Annotated in this window: 22 protein-coding genes; 13 read left to right on the top strand and 9 right to left on the bottom strand. The window is 46.8% G+C overall.

All coding sequences use genetic code 11. The features are described from left to right. Positions 1 to 89: 89 nt before the first annotated feature. Positions 90 to 629, bottom strand: a complete 540-nt coding sequence (locus PHG53_05140) for a hypothetical protein (GenBank protein MDD5381008.1) — start codon at positions 627 to 629, stop codon at positions 90 to 92. 225 nt (positions 630 to 854) lie between these two features. Then, a complete protein-coding gene (locus PHG53_05135) occupies positions 855 to 1,415 on the bottom strand; it encodes a hypothetical protein (GenBank protein MDD5381007.1) in 561 nt (186 codons plus the stop codon). Positions 1,416 to 2,038: 623 nt separating this feature from the next. On the opposite strand from PHG53_05135, the gene rplM reads away from it, so the two are divergent. The 4 genes from rplM (at position 2,039) to argJ (ending at position 5,274) form a co-directional block, all read left to right on the top strand. After that, positions 2,039 to 2,479, top strand: a complete 441-nt coding sequence (gene rplM, locus PHG53_05130; protein MDD5381006.1) for a 50S ribosomal protein L13 — start codon at positions 2,039 to 2,041, stop codon at positions 2,477 to 2,479. Positions 2,480 to 2,485: 6 nt separating this feature from the next. After that, positions 2,486 to 2,965 carry a 30S ribosomal protein S9 gene (gene rpsI / locus PHG53_05125; protein MDD5381005.1) on the top strand — a complete coding sequence of 160 codons (480 nt, stop codon included), beginning with the start codon at positions 2,486 to 2,488 and terminating at the stop codon, positions 2,963 to 2,965. A gap of 77 nt (positions 2,966 to 3,042) precedes the next feature. Next, a complete protein-coding gene (gene argC / locus PHG53_05120) occupies positions 3,043 to 4,053 on the top strand; it encodes an N-acetyl-gamma-glutamyl-phosphate reductase (protein MDD5381004.1) in 1,011 nt (336 codons plus the stop codon). Positions 4,054 to 4,071: 18 nt separating this feature from the next. Continuing rightward, positions 4,072 to 5,274 (top strand): bifunctional glutamate N-acetyltransferase/amino-acid acetyltransferase ArgJ, encoded by a 1,203-nt coding sequence (gene argJ / locus PHG53_05115; protein MDD5381003.1) that lies wholly within the window; start codon positions 4,072 to 4,074, stop codon positions 5,272 to 5,274. Positions 5,275 to 5,816: 542 nt separating this feature from the next. Here the strand turns inward: argJ and PHG53_05110 are convergent. Then, positions 5,817 to 7,178 carry a potassium transporter TrkG gene (locus PHG53_05110; GenBank protein ID MDD5381002.1) on the bottom strand — a complete coding sequence of 454 codons (1,362 nt, stop codon included), beginning with the start codon at positions 7,176 to 7,178 and terminating at the stop codon, positions 5,817 to 5,819. 430 nt (positions 7,179 to 7,608) lie between these two features. Here PHG53_05110 and PHG53_05105 point away from each other — a divergent pair, with 430 nt between their 5' ends. From PHG53_05105 to accC, 8 genes are all read left to right on the top strand, one after another. Then, a complete protein-coding gene (locus tag PHG53_05105) occupies positions 7,609 to 9,918 on the top strand; it encodes a sodium-translocating pyrophosphatase (protein ID MDD5381001.1) in 2,310 nt (769 codons plus the stop codon). A 91-nt stretch (positions 9,919 to 10,009) separates the two neighbouring features. Then, a complete protein-coding gene (gene rsfS, locus PHG53_05100; protein MDD5381000.1) occupies positions 10,010 to 10,411 on the top strand; it encodes a ribosome silencing factor in 402 nt (133 codons plus the stop codon). After that, the gene (argS, locus tag PHG53_05095; protein MDD5380999.1) at positions 10,408 to 12,186 is read left to right on the top strand and encodes an arginine--tRNA ligase; all 1,779 of its coding nucleotides are present in this window, start codon (positions 10,408 to 10,410) and stop codon (positions 12,184 to 12,186) included. The genes rsfS and argS overlap by 4 nt, the downstream gene beginning before the upstream one ends. Positions 12,187 to 12,195: 9 nt before the next feature. After that, the gene (locus PHG53_05090) at positions 12,196 to 12,606 is read left to right on the top strand and encodes a secondary thiamine-phosphate synthase enzyme YjbQ (GenBank protein MDD5380998.1); all 411 of its coding nucleotides are present in this window, start codon (positions 12,196 to 12,198) and stop codon (positions 12,604 to 12,606) included. Positions 12,607 to 13,188: 582 nt separating this feature from the next. Beyond that, positions 13,189 to 13,908 carry a YggS family pyridoxal phosphate-dependent enzyme gene (locus tag PHG53_05085; GenBank protein MDD5380997.1) on the top strand — a complete coding sequence of 240 codons (720 nt, stop codon included), beginning with the start codon at positions 13,189 to 13,191 and terminating at the stop codon, positions 13,906 to 13,908. Positions 13,909 to 14,172: 264 nt separating this feature from the next. After that, positions 14,173 to 15,447, top strand: coding sequence for a PP2C family protein-serine/threonine phosphatase (locus tag PHG53_05080; GenBank protein MDD5380996.1), 1,275 nt, complete (start codon positions 14,173 to 14,175; stop codon positions 15,445 to 15,447). A 245-nt stretch (positions 15,448 to 15,692) separates the two neighbouring features. Next, positions 15,693 to 16,190, top strand: coding sequence for an acetyl-CoA carboxylase biotin carboxyl carrier protein (gene accB / locus PHG53_05075; protein MDD5380995.1), 498 nt, complete (start codon positions 15,693 to 15,695; stop codon positions 16,188 to 16,190). A gap of 25 nt (positions 16,191 to 16,215) precedes the next feature. Next, a complete protein-coding gene (accC, locus tag PHG53_05070; GenBank protein ID MDD5380994.1) occupies positions 16,216 to 17,553 on the top strand; it encodes an acetyl-CoA carboxylase biotin carboxylase subunit in 1,338 nt (445 codons plus the stop codon). A gap of 42 nt (positions 17,554 to 17,595) precedes the next feature. Here accC and lysA read toward each other — a convergent pair whose 3' ends face one another. After that, the gene (gene lysA, locus PHG53_05065; GenBank protein ID MDD5380993.1) at positions 17,596 to 18,873 is read right to left on the bottom strand and encodes a diaminopimelate decarboxylase; all 1,278 of its coding nucleotides are present in this window, start codon (positions 18,871 to 18,873) and stop codon (positions 17,596 to 17,598) included. Between the two features lie 840 nt (positions 18,874 to 19,713). Between lysA and nadD the strand changes: the two genes are divergently transcribed. Beyond that, positions 19,714 to 20,346: a nicotinate (nicotinamide) nucleotide adenylyltransferase gene (gene nadD / locus PHG53_05060; GenBank protein MDD5380992.1), complete on the top strand. Its 633-nt coding sequence runs from the start codon at positions 19,714 to 19,716 to the stop codon at positions 20,344 to 20,346. Here the strand turns inward: nadD and hypB are convergent, their stop codons facing one another. From hypB to PHG53_05035, 5 genes are read right to left on the bottom strand one after another with little or no spacing between them, the layout of a single operon-like run. Beyond that, positions 20,347 to 21,018, bottom strand: coding sequence for a hydrogenase nickel incorporation protein HypB (hypB, locus tag PHG53_05055; protein ID MDD5380991.1), 672 nt, complete (start codon positions 21,016 to 21,018; stop codon positions 20,347 to 20,349). 4 nt (positions 21,019 to 21,022) lie between these two features. Next, positions 21,023 to 21,367: a hydrogenase maturation nickel metallochaperone HypA gene (locus PHG53_05050; GenBank protein ID MDD5380990.1), complete on the bottom strand. Its 345-nt coding sequence runs from the start codon at positions 21,365 to 21,367 to the stop codon at positions 21,023 to 21,025. Then, positions 21,367 to 22,386 (bottom strand): hydrogenase expression/formation protein HypE, encoded by a 1,020-nt coding sequence (gene hypE / locus PHG53_05045; protein MDD5380989.1) that lies wholly within the window; start codon positions 22,384 to 22,386, stop codon positions 21,367 to 21,369. The genes PHG53_05050 and hypE overlap by 1 nt, the downstream gene beginning before the upstream one ends. Then, the gene (gene hypD / locus PHG53_05040) at positions 22,383 to 23,462 is read right to left on the bottom strand and encodes a hydrogenase formation protein HypD (GenBank protein ID MDD5380988.1); all 1,080 of its coding nucleotides are present in this window, start codon (positions 23,460 to 23,462) and stop codon (positions 22,383 to 22,385) included. Before hypD ends, hypE begins: the two co-directional genes overlap by 4 nt. 11 nt (positions 23,463 to 23,473) lie before the next feature. Beyond that, positions 23,474 to 23,716, bottom strand: a complete 243-nt coding sequence (locus tag PHG53_05035; protein MDD5380987.1) for a HypC/HybG/HupF family hydrogenase formation chaperone — start codon at positions 23,714 to 23,716, stop codon at positions 23,474 to 23,476. Between the last annotated feature and the right edge of the window lie 3 nt (positions 23,717 to 23,719).

The following is a 23,719-nucleotide window of genomic DNA, read 5'->3' as shown; positions in this document are numbered from 1 at the left end:
TCCAATTCAATGCGGAACGTTAAGATGACCAACAGTCTTTAGGTCATCCAAGTTGAGTTGCTTGTTAAGCTTTCATTGGTAATAAATATTTATGGCATATCAAGGTTGTCATCCTGTTTTCCGATGTCGAAACGAATTGCTAAGAGTTCCACAAAAATATCATCAATGTAACGTTTCTTAAAATTAATTTGGCTTAGCGGCTTATTTAACCCAACAACAAGATGGCTGTGGGCAAGCATCTCATTACTATTGAAAGTTAAAGCAGAAACTACAGCATCAAATGAATATTCAGGAAGAATGCCCTCAATCGTTAAACACCTCCTATTCTCATCTTCATTGCTAATGCCAATACTGAGTTCTCCTTTGGCGATAATGCCGTCTTTGAAGGTCATTCTATCAGTTGGATGACGTTGAATACTGGCAGTGGCTGATACCTTACCTACTAATCGCTTGAGTTCAGAATCTTGGCACATGAGGTTAAGGCACAGTGTAGGGCATGTAGGGCTTGCTTCTTCTGGTTTATCCTCCGGAGTTCGAAATCCAAAGGCAAATGGACTATTTCCATACCATAGCTTAGCAGAAGTAATCTTGAATGAAAGAATCGCGTTAAATTCAAAACTACTGGACATATATAGGAACAACCTTCATGATTAAACATCTAACATATAACGTACAGCACGATACCTATAGCACAAGTTTGGACTGATTTTATGCCAGCATTGTGCTAAGAGCAACAAGAAATTTGGGGTGAAGGCGAGTTGTTCTAAACACCAGACTAATTAAAAACGATAACGATCAGTCATTCAGGGAAGGGCCACGCCCTTACCAAAATCGGTTGAAGCAAGTTATTTGGTCTATGGTTTCCAATCTCTCATAGCTGGGGTGACCAACCGCCAAGCGGCTGCATCGTTGATTGGATCGATATACTCAAACAGTCGGCTCAGTCTAATGATTAAGAATCCGAGCACCGTCATGTAATGAGCGCGGGATTGAGATGAGGCCTTGATGATATCCTTTTGGAACTGCTGATATAAAGACAATTTCTTGTAGGGGGCTATGAGATCTCTCACTTGATCTTTATGACTACCTTTATCAAGGGAGCAGCCACTAGCCTCATGAGCAAAGTCGTTCCGAATTCGCCGAACGAGATTCAGTGAACGTGTCATGTCCTTGTCGATAAGACCAAGCCTGTAGGCGAGCATGATTTTATTGCTGAATGTTGCACCAGGGCCTTGGTTCTCGAAAAGGTCATCGGTCTTAGATGTGTTTGGCACGAAGTACTTTTGCAGGGTGCAATAGAGTAGGTAGTCAAGGCGCGCAGCGGTGATTACGACTATGGCTCGATCGCTCTCGTTCTCAAATTCTTTAACGAACGCACTAAAATCACCAACGAGGCTACCTCCTTCGTCGCCCATGTGTTTCTCCTTTCTAAGATCAAAAATAGTAATATACCCCCCTTTTTGTTGGTAGTTTAGTATTGCAGCGTGCAAAAGTCAAGGCAAGAGCTAACCATTTACGCCTAACTCCTCCGGCCTAAAAATTTCTTTGTGCCTTGGCGTCTTTGTGGCTAATTTTTCTTGATTTTTGCTCAAAAATATGTTAAAATTCCCCCAGTTCATCAGTAGATGAACGTCATTCGCCCAGCAGGGTTCATCCCGCCCCTCGGAGGGGCGGGGCAAGGCCTTCAGGGTTAGCAAACCCAAGTCAGATTAACCGTTAAAGCTCGTTTGAATTTATCCGCAACTTCTTTTGGAGAAGTGGAATCGCTAATTGTTTGCGCTGAATGAAAAAATCAATCAAAACATATTAATTATGCAAAACGAACCCAATTTTTGAAATGCCTGAAATGCTTGTAACTTTAGTAAATACCGTGACTAACAACTACGAACCACGAACTACCAACTCGAAAAAACAAACCCAAACGAACCCAATTTATGCAAGGGGGCAAGCTGTTGAAAATTCTTAAGATTTTGCCAGTTCAGTATTTGACAAATCGGTGTAATCGGCTAAAATGCTGGTTTTCTCTATGGGAATTTCTATGAAAAGCTTTTTAGCGAAAAAAGGTGAAGTTGAGCAAAAATGGCTGTTAGTCGATGCCGACGGGGCGGTTTTAGGCAGAATGGCGGCCAGGATAGCCCCAATACTTATGGGCAAAACCAAGCCCACATACACCCCTCATATCGATACGGGTGATTTCGTAATTGTGATAAACGCCGCCAAAGTGAAGGTAACCGGCAAGAAAGCCGAGGCGAAAGAATACGATTATTACACCCTTTATCCCGGCGGCCATAAATACGTCAGCTTTGCTGAGATGATGGCGAAAAAACCTGAAAAGGTAATAGAACTGGCGGTAAGAAGAATGCTGCCGAAGAATGCTTTGGCTAGGGATATGTTGAAAAAACTAAAGGTTTACCGCGGACCGGAACACGACCATCAGGCACAGAAACCCGAAAAAATAGAGCTGTTTAAAGGGAAGTAGAAATTTATGGCAGAAGCCCAAAACGATAATCCTGTTGATAGTCCGAAAGCAGTTGCGGCGCCGAAGCCGCAGCACAAAACCGAAAAGAAGCCGGAAAAGAGCGCTTTCTTCTGGGGCCTTGGCAGAAGGAAAAGTTCTGTCGCTCGCGTGCGAATCAGACCCGGCGACGGCAAATTGCTCATTAATAAAAGAGAGTTTGGTAACTACTTTGCCAGAACGCAGGATAAAGAAGCTGTTCTTGCGCCCTTAAAGGCGGTCGAGTGCGAAAAAGCGTTCGATATTTTTGTTAACGTCCGCGGCGGCGGAACTACCGGCCAGTCCGGCGCTACACGTTTGGGAATCGCACGGGCGCTGAAAAACTACGACGAAAACTATCTCCCGGCGTTACGTGACGGCGGGTATCTTACACGTGACAGCAGGATGGTCGAGAGAAAAAAGCCCGGAAAATCCGGAGCAAGGAAAAGATACCAGTTCTCGAAACGTTAATTTGCATTTTTCACATTTGGTGATTACAATAAGCCGCCGGGAAATAGGCGGCTTTTTTTTATTGATAAGGAGATAGTATGATACGTGTTGCAATCATCGGAGCGAGCGGTTATACCGGAGCCGAGTCGATAGAGATAATCCTGCGCCATAATGAGGCGGAACTTACTTACCTGAGCGCGCTGCCGGAAGAGTGCGGGGCAGTCGAGGAAGTTTTTCCGCGTTTTAAGGGGCGATGCGGTTTGCAAATTGAGCCGTTGGATATTGACAAGCTCTCCGGCCTGGCTGACGTTGCGCTGTGCTGTCTTCCGCATAAAGTTTCAATGGGATTTGTGCCGAAACTTCTCAAGGCCGGGCTAAAGGTCGTTGACTTCAGCGCGGACTACCGTATCAAAAATACAGAAGTTTACGAAAAATTTTACCAGGTGAAACATACCGACACGGCCAATCTTAAACATGCGGTTTATGGCCTGCCGGAATTGTTCCGTGACCAGATAAAAGGCGCCAGTTTGATTGCCAATCCGGGTTGTTTTCCCACAGGAGCACTCTTGGCAATTGCACCGCTGCTGAAGAATGGTCTCATTGAGACCGATTCGATTATCGTCAACGCTGTAACCGGAACATCGGGAGCGGGTAAAAACCCATCGGTTAAATTTCATTTTCCGAATATGAACGAGAACATTTTTGCTTACGGCATAGGTACGCACCGTCATATGCCTGAGATGGAGCAAATCGCAGGTGAAATCGCCGGCAGTGATGTTCAAATGTTGTTCCAGCCGCACGCAGGACCTTTCGACAGAGGAATCCTCTCGACGGTATATTGCCAGCCGAAGAAGAAAACAACCGGCGAACAGTTGGGCAAGCTCTATAAAGATTTTTACGCCGGCGAGACGTTTGTGCAGGTTTGTACGGAGGCGCCTGCCGTTAAAAATGTTGCAGGGACAAATTATTGTCACGTATATCCTGCCTGTGTAAAGGACAGAATCGTAGTTTTCTCGGCGATTGATAATCTGGTAAAAGGCGCTTCCGGCCAGGCGATTCAAAATATGAATATCATTTTCGGCCTTGAAGAAACACTCGGCCTTAAATAGCGATGATGGAGAGAGCAAATGGCAAATAATACAATTACGGCACCGAAGGGATTTTTGGCAACAGGGGTGAAGTGCGGGATAAAGAAGTCGGGCAATCACGATTTGGGACTGATTGTCTGTCCAGCCAGTGCAAAGGCGGCGGCGGTCTTTACGACCAACAAAATCACCTCGGCGGCGGTTGAGGTCAGCAGACGTCACGTTAAAAGCGCAGATATCTATGCAGTAGTTGTTAATTCCGGTAATGCAAACGCCTGCACCGGCCAAACGGGAGTTAAAAATGCGGTCAAGATGTGCTCCGAAACGGCGGGCTATCTTGTGGTTGACCCACACGAGGTCCTCGTTGCCTCGACAGGCATTATTGGCGAGCAGCTGCCGATGAAGGCCGTCTCCGCCGGCATTACAGATGCGATAGGGGAGCTTTGGGATTCCGCTGTCGCGGGACTGGATTTCACCAAGGCAATTATGACCACCGACACCAAACCCAAGACGGCTTGTCGGCGAATTACAATACAGGGTAAAAAAGTTACGATAGCAGGGACGGTCAAAGGGGCAGGTATGATTGCGCCGAATATGGCAACGACACTTTGCTTTATCACTACCGATGTGGCAATAACAAAGCCGCTTTTGGCAAAGGCAATTAGACTTGCTATCGGCGATTCGCTGAACAAGCTGACTGTCGATGGTCATCAAAGCACCAACGATACGGCGATAATTCTTGCTTCCGGTATAGCTGGCAATACGCTGATTGCTAAGCAGGGGCCTGGGTATAAGAAATTCGCCAAATCGCTTGTCGATTTGTGCCAGGACCTTGCCCGGCAGATGGCGCTCGATGCAGAAGGCGCGACGCGGATGTTCAAGGTCGTTATCGAAGGCGCCGCGACAAAAGCCGACGCCGCCAAGGCGGCACGGGCGGTAGCGAATTATGACCTTGTAAAATGCGCGATTCACGGCGGCGACCCGAACTGGGGAAGAATTATCTGCGCGGTCGGCTCTTCCTGGGTTAAGCTGAATCCGAAGAAGCTGTCCTGCACTATCGGGAATATTATAGTTTTTAAGAATGGTCGGCCTGTGGAATTCAGCCCGAAAAAAGTCTCTAAAGTTATATCGCGGAAAGAACATACAATTACGGTGGATTTGGGGGCTGGAAAATGCAGCGACTTCTGCTACGGCTGCGACCTGAGCAAAGGTTATGTAACAATTAACGCTGATTATCATACGTAAAAAATTGGCTTTGTTTGGGTTTGTTTTTTCGAGTTGGTAGTTCGTGGTTCGTAGTTGTTAGTCACGGTATTTACTAAAGTTACAAGCATTTCAGGCATTTCAAAAATTGGGTTCGTTTTGCATAATTAATATGTTTTGATTGATTTTTCCCCTATAAACAGACAATCTCCGCTGCTGAAATTTTAGCCACAGAGAAAAAAGAAGAGTAGATTATAAACAGTATTAATTGATTATTATTAACCGCTCATTAGTAATTCCTTTCAAGATCCGCCGTCGCCAAAAGGCTATGGCGAGACAGGTAGACTGCCTCTATACAATTGGGCGAACATGCGCGATTGATGCGAAAAATTTAGTCGTCGTTCGTGACTCGTCGCTCGTAACTCGATATGAGAAAAGGAGTAAAAAAATTTAGGGAAAATGGATTTTAAGGGTTTGACTACCAACGGTTTTGATTGAAATACGGATAGCGTATGGGGAAATTTAGCGATGGATTTCGCAGATTAACGCCGGTCATAACGTGTAAAAAATTTCTGATAGACTTTTCAAATCACCAGGTCGTCCGGCTGTTTTTGCCCTGACGGTGTTTTTCCGTGCTGGCCGACAAACATGGACAATCCGAATGTTAACGGTCCCAGTCGGCCGGCATACATTAGGCTGATAAGGATGACTTTGGATATAGTCGTGACAGAGGAAGTAATTCCCGTGCTGAGCCCGACAGTTCCCAGAGCTGAGGCTGCTTCAAACAACAGTTTCTCAAAATCCAAAGCATCGTCACACAACGACAAAAAATACGTTCCTATTAATAAGAAGGTTACATAAAAGCACAGTGTCGCGCAAGCCAGCCGTACACGGTACTCAGGAACAATCCGTCCCCAGAAGGACACTTCCTTTTGTCCCTTGAGGGTACTTTTTACAAGTCCCCATAGCGCAGAGAAGGTGGTAGATTTCAATCCGCCGCCTGTGCCAGAAGGAGAGGCACCGATTACCATAAGGGTTGTAAGCAGTAAAAGAGAGGCCCGCGATATAGCACCGACAGGTATCGTGTTAAACCCTACTGTAGTCATTGCAGTCATCGTCTGGAAAAACGATGCCAGCAGACGTTTGTCGGCAGGTAATAGTCGTATAGACGGCTCTGTTATAAAGAAAATAAACGTGCCGATAATACTTATGTAAAAAGTCGCCCAGAGAATAATTTTTGTTGTTAGGGTAACGCGTTCGATTTTGCCTTGTAGTTTGCGCCATACGTCCACAAAAACTATGAACCCTACCGCTCCGAGGTAACTCAGTGCCGCAATAACAATGTTCAAGCTGAAATCAGCGGAGAAATTCTCAAAGCTGTTGTCATACAGACTAAATCCTGCGGTGCAAAAGGAAGAGACGCTATGAAATATCGCTGACCACAGGGCGTTATCCACGCCTTTATTTTTTAAGATTATATAAAGAAGAACAGCTCCTGTGGTTTCAATAAGAGCAGTAAAAGTAATAACACTTTTGATGAATTTATAAACTTTAAACGACTCCGGCAAAGTAAAGACCGCATTGGCTACATCCATACGAATTTTACTCAATGGTTTACTCCGAGCCAGAAAGATAAACGAGCCAAAAGTCATATAACCGATTCCGCCGAGCTGAATCAGAACTAACACTATAATCTGTCCCAAAAGGTTATACGTCCCAGATATGCTAACAGTAACTAATCCTGTTGTTGAAACTGCCGAGGTGGAAATAAACAAATGGTCAAGACAATGGGCGATACTGCCCGACCGCTGCATAAAGGGGAGACAAAGCAGCGCCCAGCCGATAAGAATATATGCCAAATAACCCAGTACGACGTGCCTGACCGGATGTATTCTGCAAAAATAATTTACGATGCCTTCAAGTTTATTCTTTTCGTGAGAGCTCATAAGAAAGTTCCTTTGACCTTCAAAAACAGTAATTGTATTTACCAATAGAACAGAAGTAAAGCACTGTTTAGGTGTGCAAAAGCATCCTGGAGGTACCGCTGCTCCAGTTGTAATCCAAAGCACCGAATAAATGCGGATTGACACAAACTGCCGCACATGAAAAGTCAGCCAATCGGAGTTAGCGGGTCAAAGTGTGGTGCGGTTTTTTGTTAGGAAAATGCTTGAAAAGTGAACCTCGATTTATTAGACTTCTACGTTTTACGTTCACGAACAAATCCGCCATAGGCGGATAAACATTAAGATGTATTGGTAAGGAGTGCAAAAAGTGAAAGCTGGAAAGATTGGAATTGCAGGATGCGTGCTGGCGTTTGCAACGACGTGCCTTGCGGCTGAAACTGAGGCGGCTACGGCTGCCAGCGTGGTGGATGCTATCCCTTGGGCTTGGTGGGTTGCGCCGATTAGCTCGGTGCTGGGTCTGATTGTCGCATATTACTTCTACAAGACGATGATGGCCGCCCCGAAGGGCAATGAAAAAATGGAGACAATCGCTTCATACGTGCGTGAAGGCGCGTACGCGTATCTGTTCAGTCAATACAAAGTTGTGGCCCTGGTGTTTTTGGCATTGTTTGCGTTATTTGTCTGGCTCGCCTATATCGGCATCCAGAATCCTTTTGTGCCCGTGGCGTTTATAACAGCGGGATTTTTCAGCGCACTTTCAGGTTTCTTTGGAATGAAGACGGCAACAAATGCGTCGAGCAGGACGGCCCAGGGCGCGATGCACAGCTTGAACAGGGCGTTGCAGGTGGCTTTTCGCTCCGGGGCTGTGATGGGTATGGTTGTCGTCAGCTTCGGATTGCTTAACATAGCGTTCTGGTACTGGCTTTTGGACCAGATAGTTTATACGCCTGAGCATATGCAAAACGGCCTGGTTCTATGGGGTCTTACGCTGGTCAAGGCCGGTATGGATCCCGCCCACAAACTGACGGAGATTACCACGACGATGATTACATTTGGAATGGGCGCATCAACACAGGCGTTGTTTGCCCGTGTAGGCGGCGGCATTTATACAAAGGCCGCTGACGTTGGAGCTGACCTTGTCGGAAAGGTCGAGGCTGGTATTCCTGAGGACGACCCTCGCAATCCCGCGACAATCGCAGATAACGTCGGAGATAACGTCGGCGACGTAGCGGGTATGGGGGCGGACCTGTTCGAAAGCTACGTCGGTTCGATTCTCGCCACCTCGGCCCTTGGAGCGGCCCTTACGGTCAATGTTCTTTCGGCCAAAGGTATGGACCCCTACAAGGCAGTGCTTGCCCCGATGCTGGTCGCGGGTCTTGGGACGATTCTTTCAATTATCGGTATCTTTATGGTTCGCTGCAAAGAAGACGCATCACAGAAAAATCTTCTGCGGGCCTTGCTTACAGGAACGCTGAGCAGCTCGTTCCTGATAATTGTCGCTGTGGCACTGCTCGCAATGACGGATTGGATAAGCTGGGGTATTTTCGGCTCGGTAGTTTCCGGTCTGGTCGCGGGTGTTCTGATAGGTCAATTTACAGAATACTATACCTCCGATGAATACAGGCCGACCCGCGAGATAGCCGAACAGGCACAAATGGGTTCGGGCACGGTCCTCATCACCGGCTTTGCAAACGGAATGATGTCGTCGGGGCTGCCAGTGCTGACGATAGCAATCTGCATTATTGCTGCTTATGCGTTTGCGGGCGGGTTTGCCGATATGGCGATTGGATTATACGGCATCGGCTTTGCCGCGGTGGGAATGCTGGCGACGCTTGGTATTACGCTTGCGACTGACGCCTACGGGCCGATAGCCGACAACGCCGGCGGCAACGCAGAGATGAGCGAACTGGGGCCAGAGATTCGCAAAAAGACCGATGCGCTCGATTCATTAGGCAACACGACTGCCGCAACCGGCAAAGGTTTCGCAATCGGCTCGGCTGCTCTGACGGCTATGGCTCTTTTGGCGGCAAATATCGAAGAGATAAAGATATGGATTGGCCGCTTCGCTTCCGAAAGTCCTGACGGCGTTTACAAGGTTGGGACGGTTCTTTTCTCATCCCCCGGCAGGGAGGTTGAAGGGGCGGTCAATGTCGCGACTGCACATATCACCGATTTCCTCGCCGCATATCAGTTGACAATTATGAACCCGCGTCTTCTGGCGGGACTTTTCATCGGCTCTATGATGGCGTTTCTGTTCTGTGCGCTGACGATGAAAGCTGTCGGAAGAAGCGCAGGCAGAATCGTTGAGGAGGTCCGCAGGCAGTTCAGGGAAATGCCCGGCATTATGACAGGCAAAACGAAGCCCGACTATGCAAGGTGTGTTTCAATTGTTACGCAGGGTGCGCAGAAGGAAATGATTCTGCCGTCCTTTTTGGCGATTCTCGTGCCGATAGCTGTCGGGATAATTCTCGGTATTCCGGGCGTGATGGGATTGCTTGCTGGCGGTTTGACCTGCGGCTTCGTCCTCGCTGTTACGCTCAATAACGCCGGCGGCGCGTGGGACAACGCTAAAAAGTATATCGAAAAGGGAAACCTTGGCGGTAAGGGCTCGCCTGCTCACAAGGCAGCGGTGGTCGGTGATACCGTCGGCGACCCTTTCAAAGATACCTCCGGGCCGAGCTTGAATATTCTTATCAAGCTGATGAGTATGGTCAGCTTGGTCTTTACAGGCGTAATTCTCAAGTTCGCGCCAGTTGTAGGGGAATGGCTGCATCTGCGTTAGTCGCCGATTGTTGACTAATGCTCGATTGTCGTGTAATCTATCGGGGTGGCCTGTTTGGGTCACCCCGTTTTTCATTGAAATGAGGCATAATTTGGCAAAGAAGCTAAACTCAGAGGCCCGGGACTTTGTTTTGGCCGCGGCCCGACTGGCGGACGAACGGCACTGCAGCAATATTGTGATTCTGGATTTGAAAGGCAAATCGCCCGCCACCGACTATTTTGTAATCGCAACCGGCACAAGCGACAGGCAGGGGCGCAGCGTTGCTGATGAAATCTGCAAGGCGGCAAGAGAACAGGGAAGGCAGCGTTTCGGCTCGGCCGGTTATGAGCAGGGACGCTGGATATTGCTGGACTATGTCGATGTCGTAATACACATCTTCGATGCCGAATATCGCGATTACTACGATTTGGAACTGCTCTGGGGCGATGCCAAACGGCTGAAATGGGAAAAGCCCAAGCGAAGCAGGAAGACGAAGAAAACGCCTAAAAAATGAAACCGGTTATTACAATACTCGAAGACAGAATCAGCGCCGCTATGGCCGCTGCTGTCAATCAAGAGGATTGCAGGGCGCAGGTTTGTCTCTCCACAGACCCCAAGTTCGGCGATTATCAGGTCAATGGCGTAATGGCGCTGGCAAAGCAGCTCAAGACCAATCCTCGCAAATTAGCCGAGCAAATCGTAGCAAAACTCGATATAGGTGATATTTGCGAAAAGCCGGAAATCGCGGGGCCGGGGTTTATAAATCTGCGAGTAAAACCAGAATATGTTGCCGCGGGCCTTCTGGAAGTAAATAAGGACGCCAAGCGGCTCGGCATAGAAAAAGCCGACAAGCCAAAAAACATTGTCGTTGATTTTTCAGGGCCGAATATTGCCAAGCAAATGCATGTAGGCCATCTGCGAAGCACAATCCTCGGCGACTGTGTCTGCCGATTGCTCGAATTGGAAGACCATACAGTTATCCGCCAAAACCACATCGGCGACTGGGGAACTCAATTCGGAATGCTAATCGCCGGAATCTACAAGTGGTGGGAAGGAGCTCTCGTTGGCAAAAGAACAGGTGTCATGCCAACACATTTACATGAGTTTGAAGACTTGTATAGGGAAGCTAAACAGGAATATGATACTAACGAGGAGTTCCGAAGTCTCTCACGAGCGGCTATAGCAGATCTTCACGCAGGAGACAAAACGTGGCTAGGACGGTGGCAGGTTCTTGTTAAACAATCAAAAGAGCATTATCAACAACTCTATGAACGCCTTAATGTTACGTTAAAGGAAGAACACGTTCGAGGTGAGAGTGCATACAGAGAAGATTTGCCTAATGTTGTTGCTGATTTGAAAAAGGTAGGTTTGGCTAAAGAATCTGATGGCGCTATCTGTGTATTTCCGGAGGGGTTTAAGGACAAAGAAGGAAATCCGCTGCCGGTGATAATTCAAAAATCCGATGGGGCGTATTTGTATGCGACGACGGACTTGGCGGCGATTCGATACAGGGTGGGGGAGTTGAAGGCAGATAAAATTATCTATGTAACCGATGCGCGGCAGCAACTGCATTTTGAAATGGTATTTGCGGTTGCAAGAATGGCAGGGTGGGTGAAGCCGGAGACGGAACTGGTTCACGTTACTTTCGGCAGCGTTTTGGGTGAGAACGGCAAGCCGCTAAAGACACGTTCAGGCGAAAACGTGAAACTAAAAGAACTTTTGGACGAGGCCGTCGAGCGTGCTCATAAGGTTGTTAACGAAAAGAACTCCGAACTATCCGATGACGAAAAAGATAAGATTGCGAAGGCGGTTGGTATTGGGGCGGTGAAGTATGCGGATTACTCGAATAATCGCACGAGCGATTATATCTTTAGTTTTGACAAGATGCTTGCGATGGAAGGCAACACCGCTCCTTATATGCAATATGCTTATGCCCGGATTAAATCTATAGTAAGAAAAGCCCCTGAAAAAGGTGTAGATGTTGGTGGTGAGCGTGTAAAACTGGATAAGTTGATTTTGGGCGAATCTGCCGAGCTGGATTTAGCAAAACATCTGGTCCGTTACAGCGAGGCGATAGAAGCCGCTGCTATTGATTACAGGCCGAATTACTTAACAAGCTATCTATATGAGCTGGCGCAGAAGTTCAGTGTGTTTTATACGAATTGTCCGGTTTTAGTTGCAGGCTCTGACAAAACGCCGACAAGACTATTGCTTTGCGATTTAACGGCCAAAACCATAAGGCATGGCTTAAGTAACCTGCTGGGTATCGAAGTTGTCGATCAGATGTAGGAGGTAGTAATGAAAATCATCGAAAAAGATTTTCACATAAGCAGCAAGGCCCGCAACCAGATGATTGACATTACCAGCCAAGTTGATTCTGTTGTGGAACAATCCGGCATTACAAATGGTGATGGCGTTGTTTATTGTCCTCATACGACAGCGGCGATAACCATCAATGAAAATGCAGACCCTTCAGTTCCGCACGATATACTTTTGACACTTTCGGAACTCATACCTCAGCATCAGCCGGGCTACCGGCATTCCGAAGGCAATTCTGATGCACATTGCAAAAGCTCTCTGGTCGGCTGCAGCGAACAAGTCCTTATAAAAGACGGGAGACTCAATCTTGGCACATGGCAGGGGATTTTTTTCTGTGAATTCGACGGTCCTCGCAGCAGAAAAGTGTTCGTTCAAATTCGCGGCGAATAGACTTAAACGTCTCTTCAGTTATTGATTGTGGGTAAATTTAAATTAAGAGATGTGCGCATAAAAAAGGCGAGGTGGTGGAACCGGCTGGGGGGGAAACCGGCATGCCACGCTGCCTCGCCGAGGTTCGTAAGCCCCTGAGGGGCATTATTTCATTACTTTAACGTATGAAGGCTGAACGCTAACTCTTCCCCAAAAATATGTCAAATAAAAAACGAAAAAACAAAGCTTTTAAGGGAAGATCACCATCTCAACCCATACTTACTTGACAAGACTAATATACAGGTAATGGCGGCAAAAAGCAAGGCAAAAATGGCTTTTTTTTATTTTTTTTACGGTTAATACATTCTCCTAATCATTAAGCAAAATGGCTTGAATGCTTGCGCTTATTGAAGTAAAGTATGGCTGATGAATCTAAAAGATGTCATTTTTTGGGTTTTTTGATGACAAGACAGAGGGCCGCCCTGTCAGTAAAAACGGCCGCGGGTTGACATCTTTTAGGACTGTGTGAATTTCTCTGTGCCTATGGTATGGCGTGGCCATGAGGAGTTAGCAGGCTTGGTTTTGAATTCCCGGCCTTTTTCTATGAAAAAAATTTCTGAAAGAATAAAACGCGTAAAAGACGCCATTAACTCTACCTGTGCCCGTTTCGGGAGAGACACGGGCGAGGTAAAGCTTGTTGTTGTAACCAAATCCGCTGATATCGAGGCCGTGCAGGAAGTCATTCGTCTGGGCTTTACCGAACTCGGTGAAAATCGTGTCCAGCAATTAAAGAAAGTTTCTGTCCAGATTTCCGAATATTTGGCCGCTGCTGACAACGTTGCTCTGCCGAAAAAAGTCAACTGGCATATGGTAGGACATCTGCAGCGCAATAAGGTTAACCAGGTTCTGCCGGTAGTTTCTCTGATACATTCGATTGATACGCTTCGGCTGGCCGAAGAAATAAACGCTTTTGCGCCGAAACTGAACTTATGCCCTAAAGTGCTTCTGCAGGTAAATACCTCCGACGAACCTCAAAAATATGGCGTTCCGGTAGGGGCAGCGACGCATCTGGCTGAGCAGATAGAGACCCTGCCGAATTTGAAACTGGTCGGCCTGATGACAATGGCACCGTTGACGCGCAACAAGGATGTCATTCGCTCTTGTTTTGTTCGGGCAAGAGAGTTGTTTATCGAGATGCGAGGCGAAAAAATAGTCGGTCCGGATTTTACCGAGCTTAGTATGGGAATGAGTTCAGACTACGAGCTTGCCATTGAAGAGGGCGCAACTATCCTTCGTATCGGCTCGGCAATCTTCGCCGGCTGAAAGCCGCAAGTCAAATTAATCCACCTCAGGCGGGTAAAGACCGAAAATCGCTTAGATTGCAGCTTTGTTTAGACACTGACCGCCTTCCATGGGCATAAAAAAGCAAAAAAAAACGCAAAGTGCCATCCCTAACAAGCCGAAAATTAGCTTATGCCGTTTTGAATATTGGTTCAGTGTTGTGTGGAAAGCTCCATTTTGCAATACACAGCAGAATGGCCGCAGAGTCCCATAACACAACCGAAGGCCTTGAAGAAGGTAAATGAAATGGAAGACACAAAGTTGCTAAGTTCCCTTGAAGTTTCAAAAAGCTTCACAGACGTTTTATACCTGGCAAATCAGAATTATATGCCGTCTGAAGTGAAGCGGCTTTTGAGACAGAAGAAGCTTTCTTTCGCAGTACGGCCGTTAGATACATTCTTCCGGATACGCGATCGACTTGACCTCATTGGAACCGTCATTATTGATACCGTAGACCTCGGTATCTCACAGCAGGGATACCTTTCACGAATAATCGAATCGCTCGAGATGAATAATATTGGTGTGATTTTGCTCAACGAACGGATGCAAACACCGGTAAAAAGTTTTTCTTTATCGCCGGCAAAGAGCAGTTTCTCTATGACCGGTTCAACCGAGTCAGTTTCCGTAGATGAGTTGTGGGTCAGAATCAGCTTGAATCTGGCTTACCGCAAGAAAAGCTCGGAGATGGCTGTAAAACCTGCGATGCCGCCAAAGCAGGTCCAAAGAATTTACAAAAATAAGCTCGCAGAGCAGCTTGGTACGACCGGTGCTTTGGTTGACAACCTATCCGAGCAGTTTCGTCTGGCTGGCCTTGTTCAACAGGATTTTTTGCCCGCTCAACTGCCCAATACTGACCGGGTGCGATGGGCTACAACCTTTCTGCCGGCTGAGTGGGTCTCGGGCGACATCTACGATGTCGTCCGCATCGACGAGCAGCACATCGGCTTTTATGTAGCTGATGTAGTCGGTCACGGCATACCTGCTGCATTGCTGACGATTTTTCTGAAGCAGGCTCTGGTTATGCGGGAGACCGTTGATAGCAATTACCATATATTCTCACCCGTGGAAGTTATGAAAAATCTCAATGTGCGGCTGGCTAAACAGAAGCTCTCGGGCTACCAGTTTGCAACCTGTTGTTATGCTCTGCTGAATACAGAGACGCTGCAGCTGACCTACGCCAGGGCAGGACATCCCTATCCAATTCTTATAAGGCCCAACGAACAGCCGCAGCAATTGGAAATACGAGGCTCTTTGCTCGGAATTTTTGCGAAATCCGAATATATCCAGCAAACCATACAACTTCAGCCCGGTGATAAAATACTGGTGTACTCCGATGGAGCAGAGCCATTTATCGGTAGTCTCGATGACTCAAACGGTTTTAATTTCAGCGAAGAATTTTGTGGAATAAAAGATTTGCCCCTCGTTGAGATGATGGATAAGTTCAGTACTTTACTACAAAATCTGCCAGTTGCCCCACCCGAAATTGACGATATTACAGCTGTTGCTCTTGAAATACTTTAAATCATCCCAAAACGCCGCTTAATCTATTTCGAGGCCGTTATTCTTAAAAACATCACGAAACCGCTATAAATTAGGATGTTATAGGCTGATTCGGGTAAGGCTTTTCAATTCGCTGCCAGATAGCTCCTCAGTTCACAACCAGGCAGAAATTGTTTGCAAAAACACCTTTAATGACTATACTTATTGAGCTTAATAGATGGCTTTTATGGCGTAAGCCATCCTGGCAATTAGGGAAGGATATGGTAATGGCGCAAAAAGATAGCGATTTGCAAAAAATAGAAGAGCTTATTGAAATAATGAAACAAAACGACCTCGTTGAAGTTGAGATAAAGCATGGCGAAGACAAGGTCTTTCTGAAGCGCTCCCAGCCTCAATCGGCATTGGGCAAGACCGTGGTTGTACCTATGATTGACCCGACTGTCTCAACCGTCCCTGTTCGCCCGAATGGAATACAAACTTCAGCGTCTGAGGCCCCGCCTTCCGGCACGCAGTCTAAGGAGGGGTTAGTGGAGATAAAATCGCCTCTTATCGGGACGTTCTATGCGACCCCGAGTCCTGACTCGAAACCTTACGTTGAGGTCGGTTCGCATGTTGATGCGCAAACGGTTGTTTGTATAGTCGAAGCAATGAAAGTAATGAACGAGATAAAGGCCGAAACTAATGGAACGATTGCTGAGGTACTGGTGGCCAACGGTCAGGCTGTTGAATATGGTCAGGTACTTTTTAGGGTCAAACCGGAATAACTGTTGATTATTGAATAGTTGTCATATGTTTTCAAGAATCCTTATAGCAAACCGTGGTGAGATAGCGCTGCGTATTATCCGTGCCTGTCATGAGCTTGGCATTGAGGCGGTGGCGGTCTATTCTGAAGCTGATAAAGATGCTCCATACTTGAAGCTTGCTGATCAGGCAGTTTGTATAGGCCCTGCTGTTTCGGCTGAGAGTTATCTTAATATCCCCCATATCATAAGTGCTGCTGAGATTACAGATGCCGAGGCGATTCATCCGGGTTACGGCTTTCTTGCGGAGAATACCGACTTCGCCCAGATTTGCAAGGACTGCGGTATAGTATTTATAGGTCCTCCTGTGGAGTCATCGCGGTTACTCGGTGACAAGGCTCAGGCACGATTGTTAGCACGCCAGGCAGAAGTGCCGGTTGTTCCCGGCTCCGACGGTATTTTAGAAAGCGAGTCGGAGGCCTTAAAGCTGGCGGATAAAATCGGCTACCCTGTAATGATAAAAGCCGCTGCCGGCGGCGGCGGACGAGGTATGAGAGTGGCGCATAATGACATCAGCTTTCGCTCTGCGTTCGGGGCGGCCCAGGCGGAAGCGGAAGCTGCTTTCGGAAATGGAACTGTTTATCTTGAAAAGCTGATACTTGAACCTCGCCACGTTGAAGTGCAGGTGATAGCCGACAACGCTGGAAACGCACTGCACTTTTACGAAAGGGACTGTACCATTCAGCGAAGGCATCAGAAGATGATTGAAGAATCACCTTGCCCCGTTCTCGCTGAACGCGACAGGGAGGAACTTTGTGCTGCCGCTTTGAGAGTTATAAAGCAGGCCGAATATGCTAATGCTGCGACAGTAGAGTTTATCTTGGATGCCGATAAGAAGTTTTACTTCATCGAAGTCAACAGGCGTATTCAGGTCGAGCACCCGGTTACTGAAATGGTTACAGGCCGCGATTTGATTAAGTTGCAGATAAAAGTCGCCGCTGGTGAACCTATAGAATTGAGCCAGCGGGAAATCAAACACAATGGGGTGGCGATTGAGTGCCGGATTAACGCGGAGGACCCGGCGAATAATTTTTCTCCCTGCCCGGGCACAATCACTAAATACATTCCTCCCGGCGGCCCCGGCGTCAGACTTGATACGCACGTATGTCAGGGCTGGACCGTCTCGCCGAGTTATGATTCGATGATTGCAAAACTTATCGTCCATCAGAGAACGCGAACCGAAGCCATCGCCACGATGAAAAGGGCTTTAGGGGAATTTGTCATCGAGCCGATAAAGACCACAATACCAGCTTGTATGAACATTATCTCGCATAACCTTTTTGCCAAAAACAAAATCGACACCGGCTTTGTCGAACGAAACTTCTAAAATCGCGGCTTGTGGCTTGGAATGATACCTTCTGCTTCGCTGTCACTTTTCCAGTGATGTTAAATCCTCGTAGGTTTCTCGTTTTCGGATGACGGAGAATTTGCTGCCGTCAACGAGGACCTCGGCGGCACGGGGGCGGGCATTGTAGTTGCTGCTCATAGTAAAGCCGTAAGCGCCTGCGGTGAAAATTGAAATGAAATCTCCCCGTTTTACCAGCGGCAGGGCTCTGTCCTGTGCGAAGAAATCGGCACCTTCGCAGATAGGGCCGACTACGCTAACGACCTCGGTGTCGGCCAATTGCAAATCTTTGTCTCGGCGGGGGGGTATGAATTTTTTATCGACTTTTGTCGGCCATATGAAATGAAACGCATTATACAATGGCGGACGAATCAAATCGTTCATTCCCGCATCGACTATAACAAATTTTTTCGAACCGCTGCTTTTCAGATATAAAACCTGCGTTACCAAAATCGCGGTATTGGCCGCAATACTTGCACCCGGTTCGAGGATAAGTTTTAGATTTTTACCAGCCAGCAGCGGCACAATAACAGCGGCGTAATCGGCAGCTGCAGGTGCTGCTGCGGTTGTGTAATCGGCTCCATAGCCTCCGCCCATATCTATCGCTTCAATAGTGAACCCGTCGCTGCGCAACTGGTCGATTAAGACAATCGCTTTCTTTATAGCTTCAACATACGGTTCGACGGTTTTGCCTGCTGAACCTAAATGTATATGGATTGCGCAAAGTTTCACTGCCTTATTTTTCCCGTAATCAGCGAAAACTTTTCGCGCACGTTCGATATCAATCCCGAACTTGGTTTCTTTTTTGCCGGTAGTGGTATGTTTGTGCGTTTTCGGGTCAACGTCAGGATTGATACGCAGAGCAGCTTTAGGCTGTTTTCCTTCCTGTTTCGCCAGCCGAGTCAGGTTTTCCAGCTCAGCTTCTGATTCGATGTTGAAGTAGCCTATTCCGGCGTTTAATGCCTCGATGATTTCCTTGTCGGTTTTGCCGACACCGGCGAAAACGATTTTTAACGGCTCGCCTCCCGCTTGCAGCACGCGATACAACTCGCCGCCGCTGACGATGTCGAAGCTGCTGCCGGCTTCAGCTAAAAATTTTAGGATATTTATATTGCTGCAGGCTTTGACGGAATAGCAGACTGTGGTATCAAGCCCGCTGTAGGCCTCTTTAATTTTTTGAAAGTGGTTTTTGAAAGTGGCCTTGCTGTAGATATAGACCGGCGTGCCTACCTCAGCGGCTATTTGCTCGACATCTGTATTTTCTGCAAACAGTTTACCGTTTTTATAATTAAAGTGGTCCATAATGTTATTTAACAAAAGCACCTTAATATCGAAGATTCGTCAAACCAACAGTATATGAAATCAGCGGCTAATTGCAAGAAGACAATCAGCAGTATTGTCTTGGGGTTGCGGAGTGATTGTATTGAGGCATGAATACGAAAATCAAATGGAGGGTTCTCTTTGTCGGAGAACCCTCCATTATTACGTAACTTATCAAAGTGTTGAGATTCTAATTGTTACGTTATCTTTTTTTCTTCTTGGCTTTCTTCTTTGTTGCTTTCTTCTTAGCTTTTTTCTTCTTTGCCATTATTTTGTCACCTCCTTTAGGCTAATTAAATCCTTTCTTATTTTGGTTAGCTTTATTTTGAAAAGCTAAATTCCTTTGAAAAATTTTGTTCAAACAAAAATTTCACGTTTATCTTACATTTTTATCGGCCATATGTTTAGAAATTCTTCATAAAAATTTTTATCATCGATGTTTTACATAACCTCTTGTATCGTTTATCATACTTCTCAGTGAGACGGCGAAACTTGTTTTTGTTGTGACGAAAGTTTTTGTTAGAGCTTCGGATGCAGATGAAGTTTTTACTCGCGTGGAGAAAATGTTTTTATGATTATTTGCGTTAAAACCGTTTATTTTAACTTATTTGGCGGTTTTACCGCTTTTGATTGCGAGAGAAGTGTTTCTCGTTTTTGTCAACTGTGTATATTTTTCAGGTGTTGCGAAACGCGGGAATCGGTTGAAAGTTAATTTGTTTTTCAGGGATTTTTGCCGTTTGCTAACGTTTTTTGTCAGTTAAAGTTTTTTTGATTTTTTTGTAATATTTTTTAAACAATCCACAATTTAGCTGTTAGTTTTGTATGGTAAAGAAAAAAATAGTCTTGTTCGGCGGCACATTCGACCCTGTTCATCTTGGTCATACTGCTGTTGCGGCGGCAGCAGCAGAGCGTATCGGCGCAGAGAAAGTCATTTTCATTCCAGCAAAGCGCTCACCTCTCAAGACTTCCTTCCCCGAGGCAGGTGATAGTGACCGATTGGCTATGATAGCTCTTGCAATCGCCGACAACGAGAAGTTCCAGCTAAACGACTATGAATTGAGAAAACCCCTGCCCTGTTATACTTTGGAAACCGTAAGGCACTTCCATGCCGAATGCGGAGATAAAGCCTTAATTTATTGGCTGATGGGCGCTGACAGTATTTGTGAATTGTCACGCTGGTATGGAATTGTAGAACTGATTGACGAGTGCAATTTATGTGTAATGTTCAGGGCCGGCTGTGAGCCCCCGGATTTCGCCAAATTTAAGGACGTCTGGGGTGCTGCTCGTATTGAAAAACTTCAGCGAAATGTCATCCGAACCCCTCTAATTGATATAAGCAGCACCGAGGTTCGAAGAAAACTGACTGCAGGCCAAGATGTTACCGGTATGCTTGAGCCTCAGGTTGCTGACTATATCCGCGAACACGGCCTCTATCAGTCTGGGGCTAAAGATTAATTATTCGCCTCCTATATTTTTTACCGATTCCTTGAGCCAGTTGTACCACTCGGCCATACCTTGGCCGGTCTTGGCCGACACTGGGAAAATTTCAATGTTTTTGTTTAGTTTGCAGACATCGGCTTTCACTCGTTCGATATCGAAGTCAACCATCGTTCCTGCAAGCAGGTCAATCTTGTTTATTAGCAGCGCTTTTGACCTTGCGAATATGGCAGGATATTTAGCCGGCTTGTCATCACCTTCTGCCACAGATAGCACAGCTACCTTACCCCACTCACCCAGTTCGAAAGCCGTTGGACAAATCAGGTTCCCGACATTTTCTATGAAAATCAAATCCAGGTCGCTGACGGGTAAATTCTTTAACGCGTCGCTTACCTGGGCCGCCGATAAATGGCACGAACCGCCGGTTTCTATCTGAATTGCCGGCGCCTTGGTTGCTTTTATCCTTTTGGCATCGATATCGGTTTGAATATCGCCCTCGATGACGCCGATTTTAATTGTTTTTTTCAGTTCGGTTATCGTCCTGACTAAAATCGTTGTTTTGCCGGAACCAGGCGACGATATCATATTCAGGCACAGCTTTTTCTGTTCAGCTAAGAATTGATTATTTCTGGCGGCGTATTCTTCGTTTGCAATAAGGATTTTTTTGCCGACATCAATTTTTTTTCTCATTGCATTACTCCGTTTCTAATTCTATTTCTTCAAGTATCAGCGGTGCGTCAGGCATTAATTCGAATTCCGTGCTTTCGCATTTCGGGCAGCTTGGCTGATAAATCTCGAAATTGAATATTTCATCACAGTTCCTGCATTTACCCTGTATCGGCTTGTGTTCTATTTCCAGTTTCATACCTTCGCACGGCGTCCCCTTGGCAATGGCCTCGAAGGCAAAGCGGAGTATTTCATCGTTTATGGCGTTAAGCATCCCGCAGCTGATTTTTGCCAACACCGGCTTTGCGTTTTGCGTTTTGCTTTCAGCGGAAATTGTCATCAGCAGACTTTCGGCTACCATCGTCTCGTGCATCAGCATATCCTCGGCAGTTCGCGCCCGTATGGCATTTGTACAATTCGTTTTCCGCCGATTTTAGTTGTAATTTCCACCGTAGGTATGTCGCGGGTCTCTACAACCTCCCCGATTATACTTGCCTGTAGGCCGAGCTCATTTTTTTTACAGATATTCAGACAATTTTCGGCCGACTCCGCTGAAACTACCGCTACTAATTTGCCTTCATTTGCAATATTAAGCACATCGAAACCTAGCATATCAGCCGCCGCCTGTACCGTTGGATTGATTGGTATATCCGCCTCGTTGATTTCAATACTCAAGTTGCTCCCCCGGCAGATTTCGTTAAGCGTCGCGGCCAGCCCCCCGCGGGTCGGGTCCCGCATAAATTTCACGCCGTTGCTGTTTTCTAAAAGTTCTTGTGCCGGTTTTGCTATGCTTGCGCAATCGCTTTTCAGTTTAGATTGAAATTTAATCCCTTCCCGCTGGGAGATGATGGTCATACCGTGGTCGCCTATCGTGCCGCTGATGATAATCTTATCGCCCACTGAGATTTTGTCGTAACCTAAGTCAACGCCGGCTATTCGCGTTCCGATTCCCGCGGTATTTATAAAAATTTTGTCGGCTGCGCCTGCTTCGACCGTCTTGATATCACCGGTAACAATGTTAACATCATTTTGTCGGGCTGTTTCTCCGATACTGGTTAAAATCTTCTCCAGCAGTTCAACTTCAAAACCTTCTTCAATTATAAGCGACAAGGACAGGGCGGCAGGCATCGCACCCGAAACTGCCAAATCATTTATTGTCCCGCAAACGGCCAGTTTCCCGATGTCTCCCCCGTTAAAAAACAACGGCTTTACAACGTAACTGTCCGTTGTGAAACATATAGAACTGGAAGTAAGATTCAGTTTTGCCGCATCAGCCAGTTCCGCAAGAACGTCATTTTTGAATCTTGGCAGGATATAATACCGGATTAATTCATCGCTCAATTGACCCCCGCCGCCGTGCGCAAGTAAAATTTTGCTGTTTTTCTCTGTCATTGCGTACGTTTCTTTCGGCCGTACTTAAACCACGCTGCGCAGGCCCCCTCGGAGCTTACCATACAAGGGCCAACCGGTTGCTGAGGTGTGCAGTTTTTCGCGAACAATTCGCATTCCTGCGGTTCTATTAGCCCGCATAGCACCTCGCCGCATCGACAGCCATTTCTCTCCCCGCCTGCTGTTTCGGTTAGATTGAATTTTTTGAAGGCGTCGAATCGGCTGTATTTATCTTTTAGTTTCAGCGTGCTTTTCGCAATCTTCCCCAGTCCTCGCCAGTAGCCGTCGGCTGTTTCGAAACACTCGGCGATGGCTTCTTGTGCCGTGGTGTTGCCCTGTTCGGTTACGACGGCGTTGTATATCGATTTTGGCTCGGCTTTTCCTTCGTTAAGCTGGCGGCATATTTCCGCCAGACCCTCGATGACTTGCATCGGCTCGAAGCCTGCTACAACGCAGGGCCGGTTAAAGTCTTTTACAATTTCAGCGAAAGCCCCGTATCCGATTATCACGCTTACGTGCCCGGGACAGAGAAATGCATCTATCTTATGGTTTTTCTCGGATAACAGCGCTCGCATCGCAGGCACTACTAGTTTGTGCGCGCTCAGAATGCAGAAATTATCAATGCCTTCTGCCTCTGCTTCTTTCACAGCTACCGCCGTAGCAGGTGCGGTAGTTTCGAAGCCAACCGCGACGAACACAATTACTTTTTTAGGATTATCTTTTGCCAACTGCAGGGCATCTTCGCTGCTCAGAACCACCTTTACATTGGCATGCGGCTGTTTTGTTTCGAGCGACCCGCCTTTGCCGGGGACGCGAATCATATCGCCATAAGTAGCAATTAAACAGTCGTCGCGCTCCGACAATGCTAAAACAGCATCGATATAGCTCTGGTCTGTAACACACACTGGGCAACCGGGCCCGGATAAAAGTTTTATCCTGTCCGGCAGTGTGAACCTTATACCGCTGCGGAAAATAGAAACCGTATGAGTGCCGCAGACCTCCATTATATTAATTTGCCGTCCCAGCGTCTCGCACGCTGCGCTCATAGTCCTTTGTGCTCTATAAATTCTCTCAAGCATAAAAGTTAAATTTACCCTGAAATTTTATCCCGTGTTTCTTCAAAATTGTTCATCTCCGCAATAAGCTGCCACGTCTTTTTTGCTTCATCTTCGTCGACAAGCGAAATGGCAAATCCGGCGTGCACCAGCACCAAATCCCCCAGCTTGGCTTTTGGCAGCAGCGTGGTCTTGGCTTTATATCGGTTGCCTATGGCGTCGACAACCGCGTTATCACCTTTCAATTCTACTATTCTTGCTGGTATTGCTAAACACATATT

Source organism: Phycisphaerae bacterium, assembly GCA_028714855.1.
GTDB lineage: Bacteria > Planctomycetota > Phycisphaerae > Sedimentisphaerales > Anaerobacaceae > CAIYOL01.
The sequence above is the reverse complement of the archived record's forward strand: the minus strand, read 5'-3'. Positions and strand labels throughout refer to the sequence as shown.

Excerpts from the sequence above, each read along its gene's own strand:
- rplM (MDD5381006.1), top strand. The coding sequence starts at position 2,039 with ATGAAAAGCTTTTTAGCGAAAAAAGGTGAAGTTGAGCAAAAATGGCTG.
- accB (MDD5380995.1), top strand. The coding sequence starts at position 15,693 with ATGGCGCAAAAAGATAGCGATTTGCAAAAAATAGAAGAGCTTATTGAA.
- PHG53_05035 (MDD5380987.1), bottom strand. The coding sequence starts at position 23,716 with ATGTGTTTAGCAATACCAGCAAGAATAGTAGAATTGAAAGGTGATAAC.
- PHG53_05110 (MDD5381002.1), bottom strand. The coding sequence starts at position 7,178 with ATGAGCTCTCACGAAAAGAATAAACTTGAAGGCATCGTAAATTATTTT.
- PHG53_05080 (MDD5380996.1), top strand. The coding sequence starts at position 14,173 with ATGGAAGACACAAAGTTGCTAAGTTCCCTTGAAGTTTCAAAAAGCTTC.
- argJ (MDD5381003.1), top strand. The coding sequence starts at position 4,072 with ATGGCAAATAATACAATTACGGCACCGAAGGGATTTTTGGCAACAGGG.
- argS (MDD5380999.1), top strand. The coding sequence starts at position 10,408 with ATGAAACCGGTTATTACAATACTCGAAGACAGAATCAGCGCCGCTATG.
- hypB (MDD5380991.1), bottom strand. The coding sequence starts at position 21,018 with ATGAGAAAAAAAATTGATGTCGGCAAAAAAATCCTTATTGCAAACGAA.
- PHG53_05090 (MDD5380998.1), top strand. The coding sequence starts at position 12,196 with ATGAAAATCATCGAAAAAGATTTTCACATAAGCAGCAAGGCCCGCAAC.
- lysA (MDD5380993.1), bottom strand. The coding sequence starts at position 18,873 with ATGGACCACTTTAATTATAAAAACGGTAAACTGTTTGCAGAAAATACA.
- PHG53_05085 (MDD5380997.1), top strand. The coding sequence starts at position 13,189 with ATGAAAAAAATTTCTGAAAGAATAAAACGCGTAAAAGACGCCATTAAC.
- accC (MDD5380994.1), top strand. The coding sequence starts at position 16,216 with ATGTTTTCAAGAATCCTTATAGCAAACCGTGGTGAGATAGCGCTGCGT.
- PHG53_05050 (MDD5380990.1), bottom strand. The coding sequence starts at position 21,367 with ATGCACGAGACGATGGTAGCCGAAAGTCTGCTGATGACAATTTCCGCT.
- hypD (MDD5380988.1), bottom strand. The coding sequence starts at position 23,462 with ATGCTTGAGAGAATTTATAGAGCACAAAGGACTATGAGCGCAGCGTGC.
- PHG53_05140 (MDD5381008.1), bottom strand. The coding sequence starts at position 629 with ATGTCCAGTAGTTTTGAATTTAACGCGATTCTTTCATTCAAGATTACT.
- PHG53_05135 (MDD5381007.1), bottom strand. The coding sequence starts at position 1,415 with ATGGGCGACGAAGGAGGTAGCCTCGTTGGTGATTTTAGTGCGTTCGTT.
- argC (MDD5381004.1), top strand. The coding sequence starts at position 3,043 with ATGATACGTGTTGCAATCATCGGAGCGAGCGGTTATACCGGAGCCGAG.
- hypE (MDD5380989.1), bottom strand. The coding sequence starts at position 22,386 with ATGACAGAGAAAAACAGCAAAATTTTACTTGCGCACGGCGGCGGGGGT.
- rpsI (MDD5381005.1), top strand. The coding sequence starts at position 2,486 with ATGGCAGAAGCCCAAAACGATAATCCTGTTGATAGTCCGAAAGCAGTT.
- nadD (MDD5380992.1), top strand. The coding sequence starts at position 19,714 with ATGGTAAAGAAAAAAATAGTCTTGTTCGGCGGCACATTCGACCCTGTT.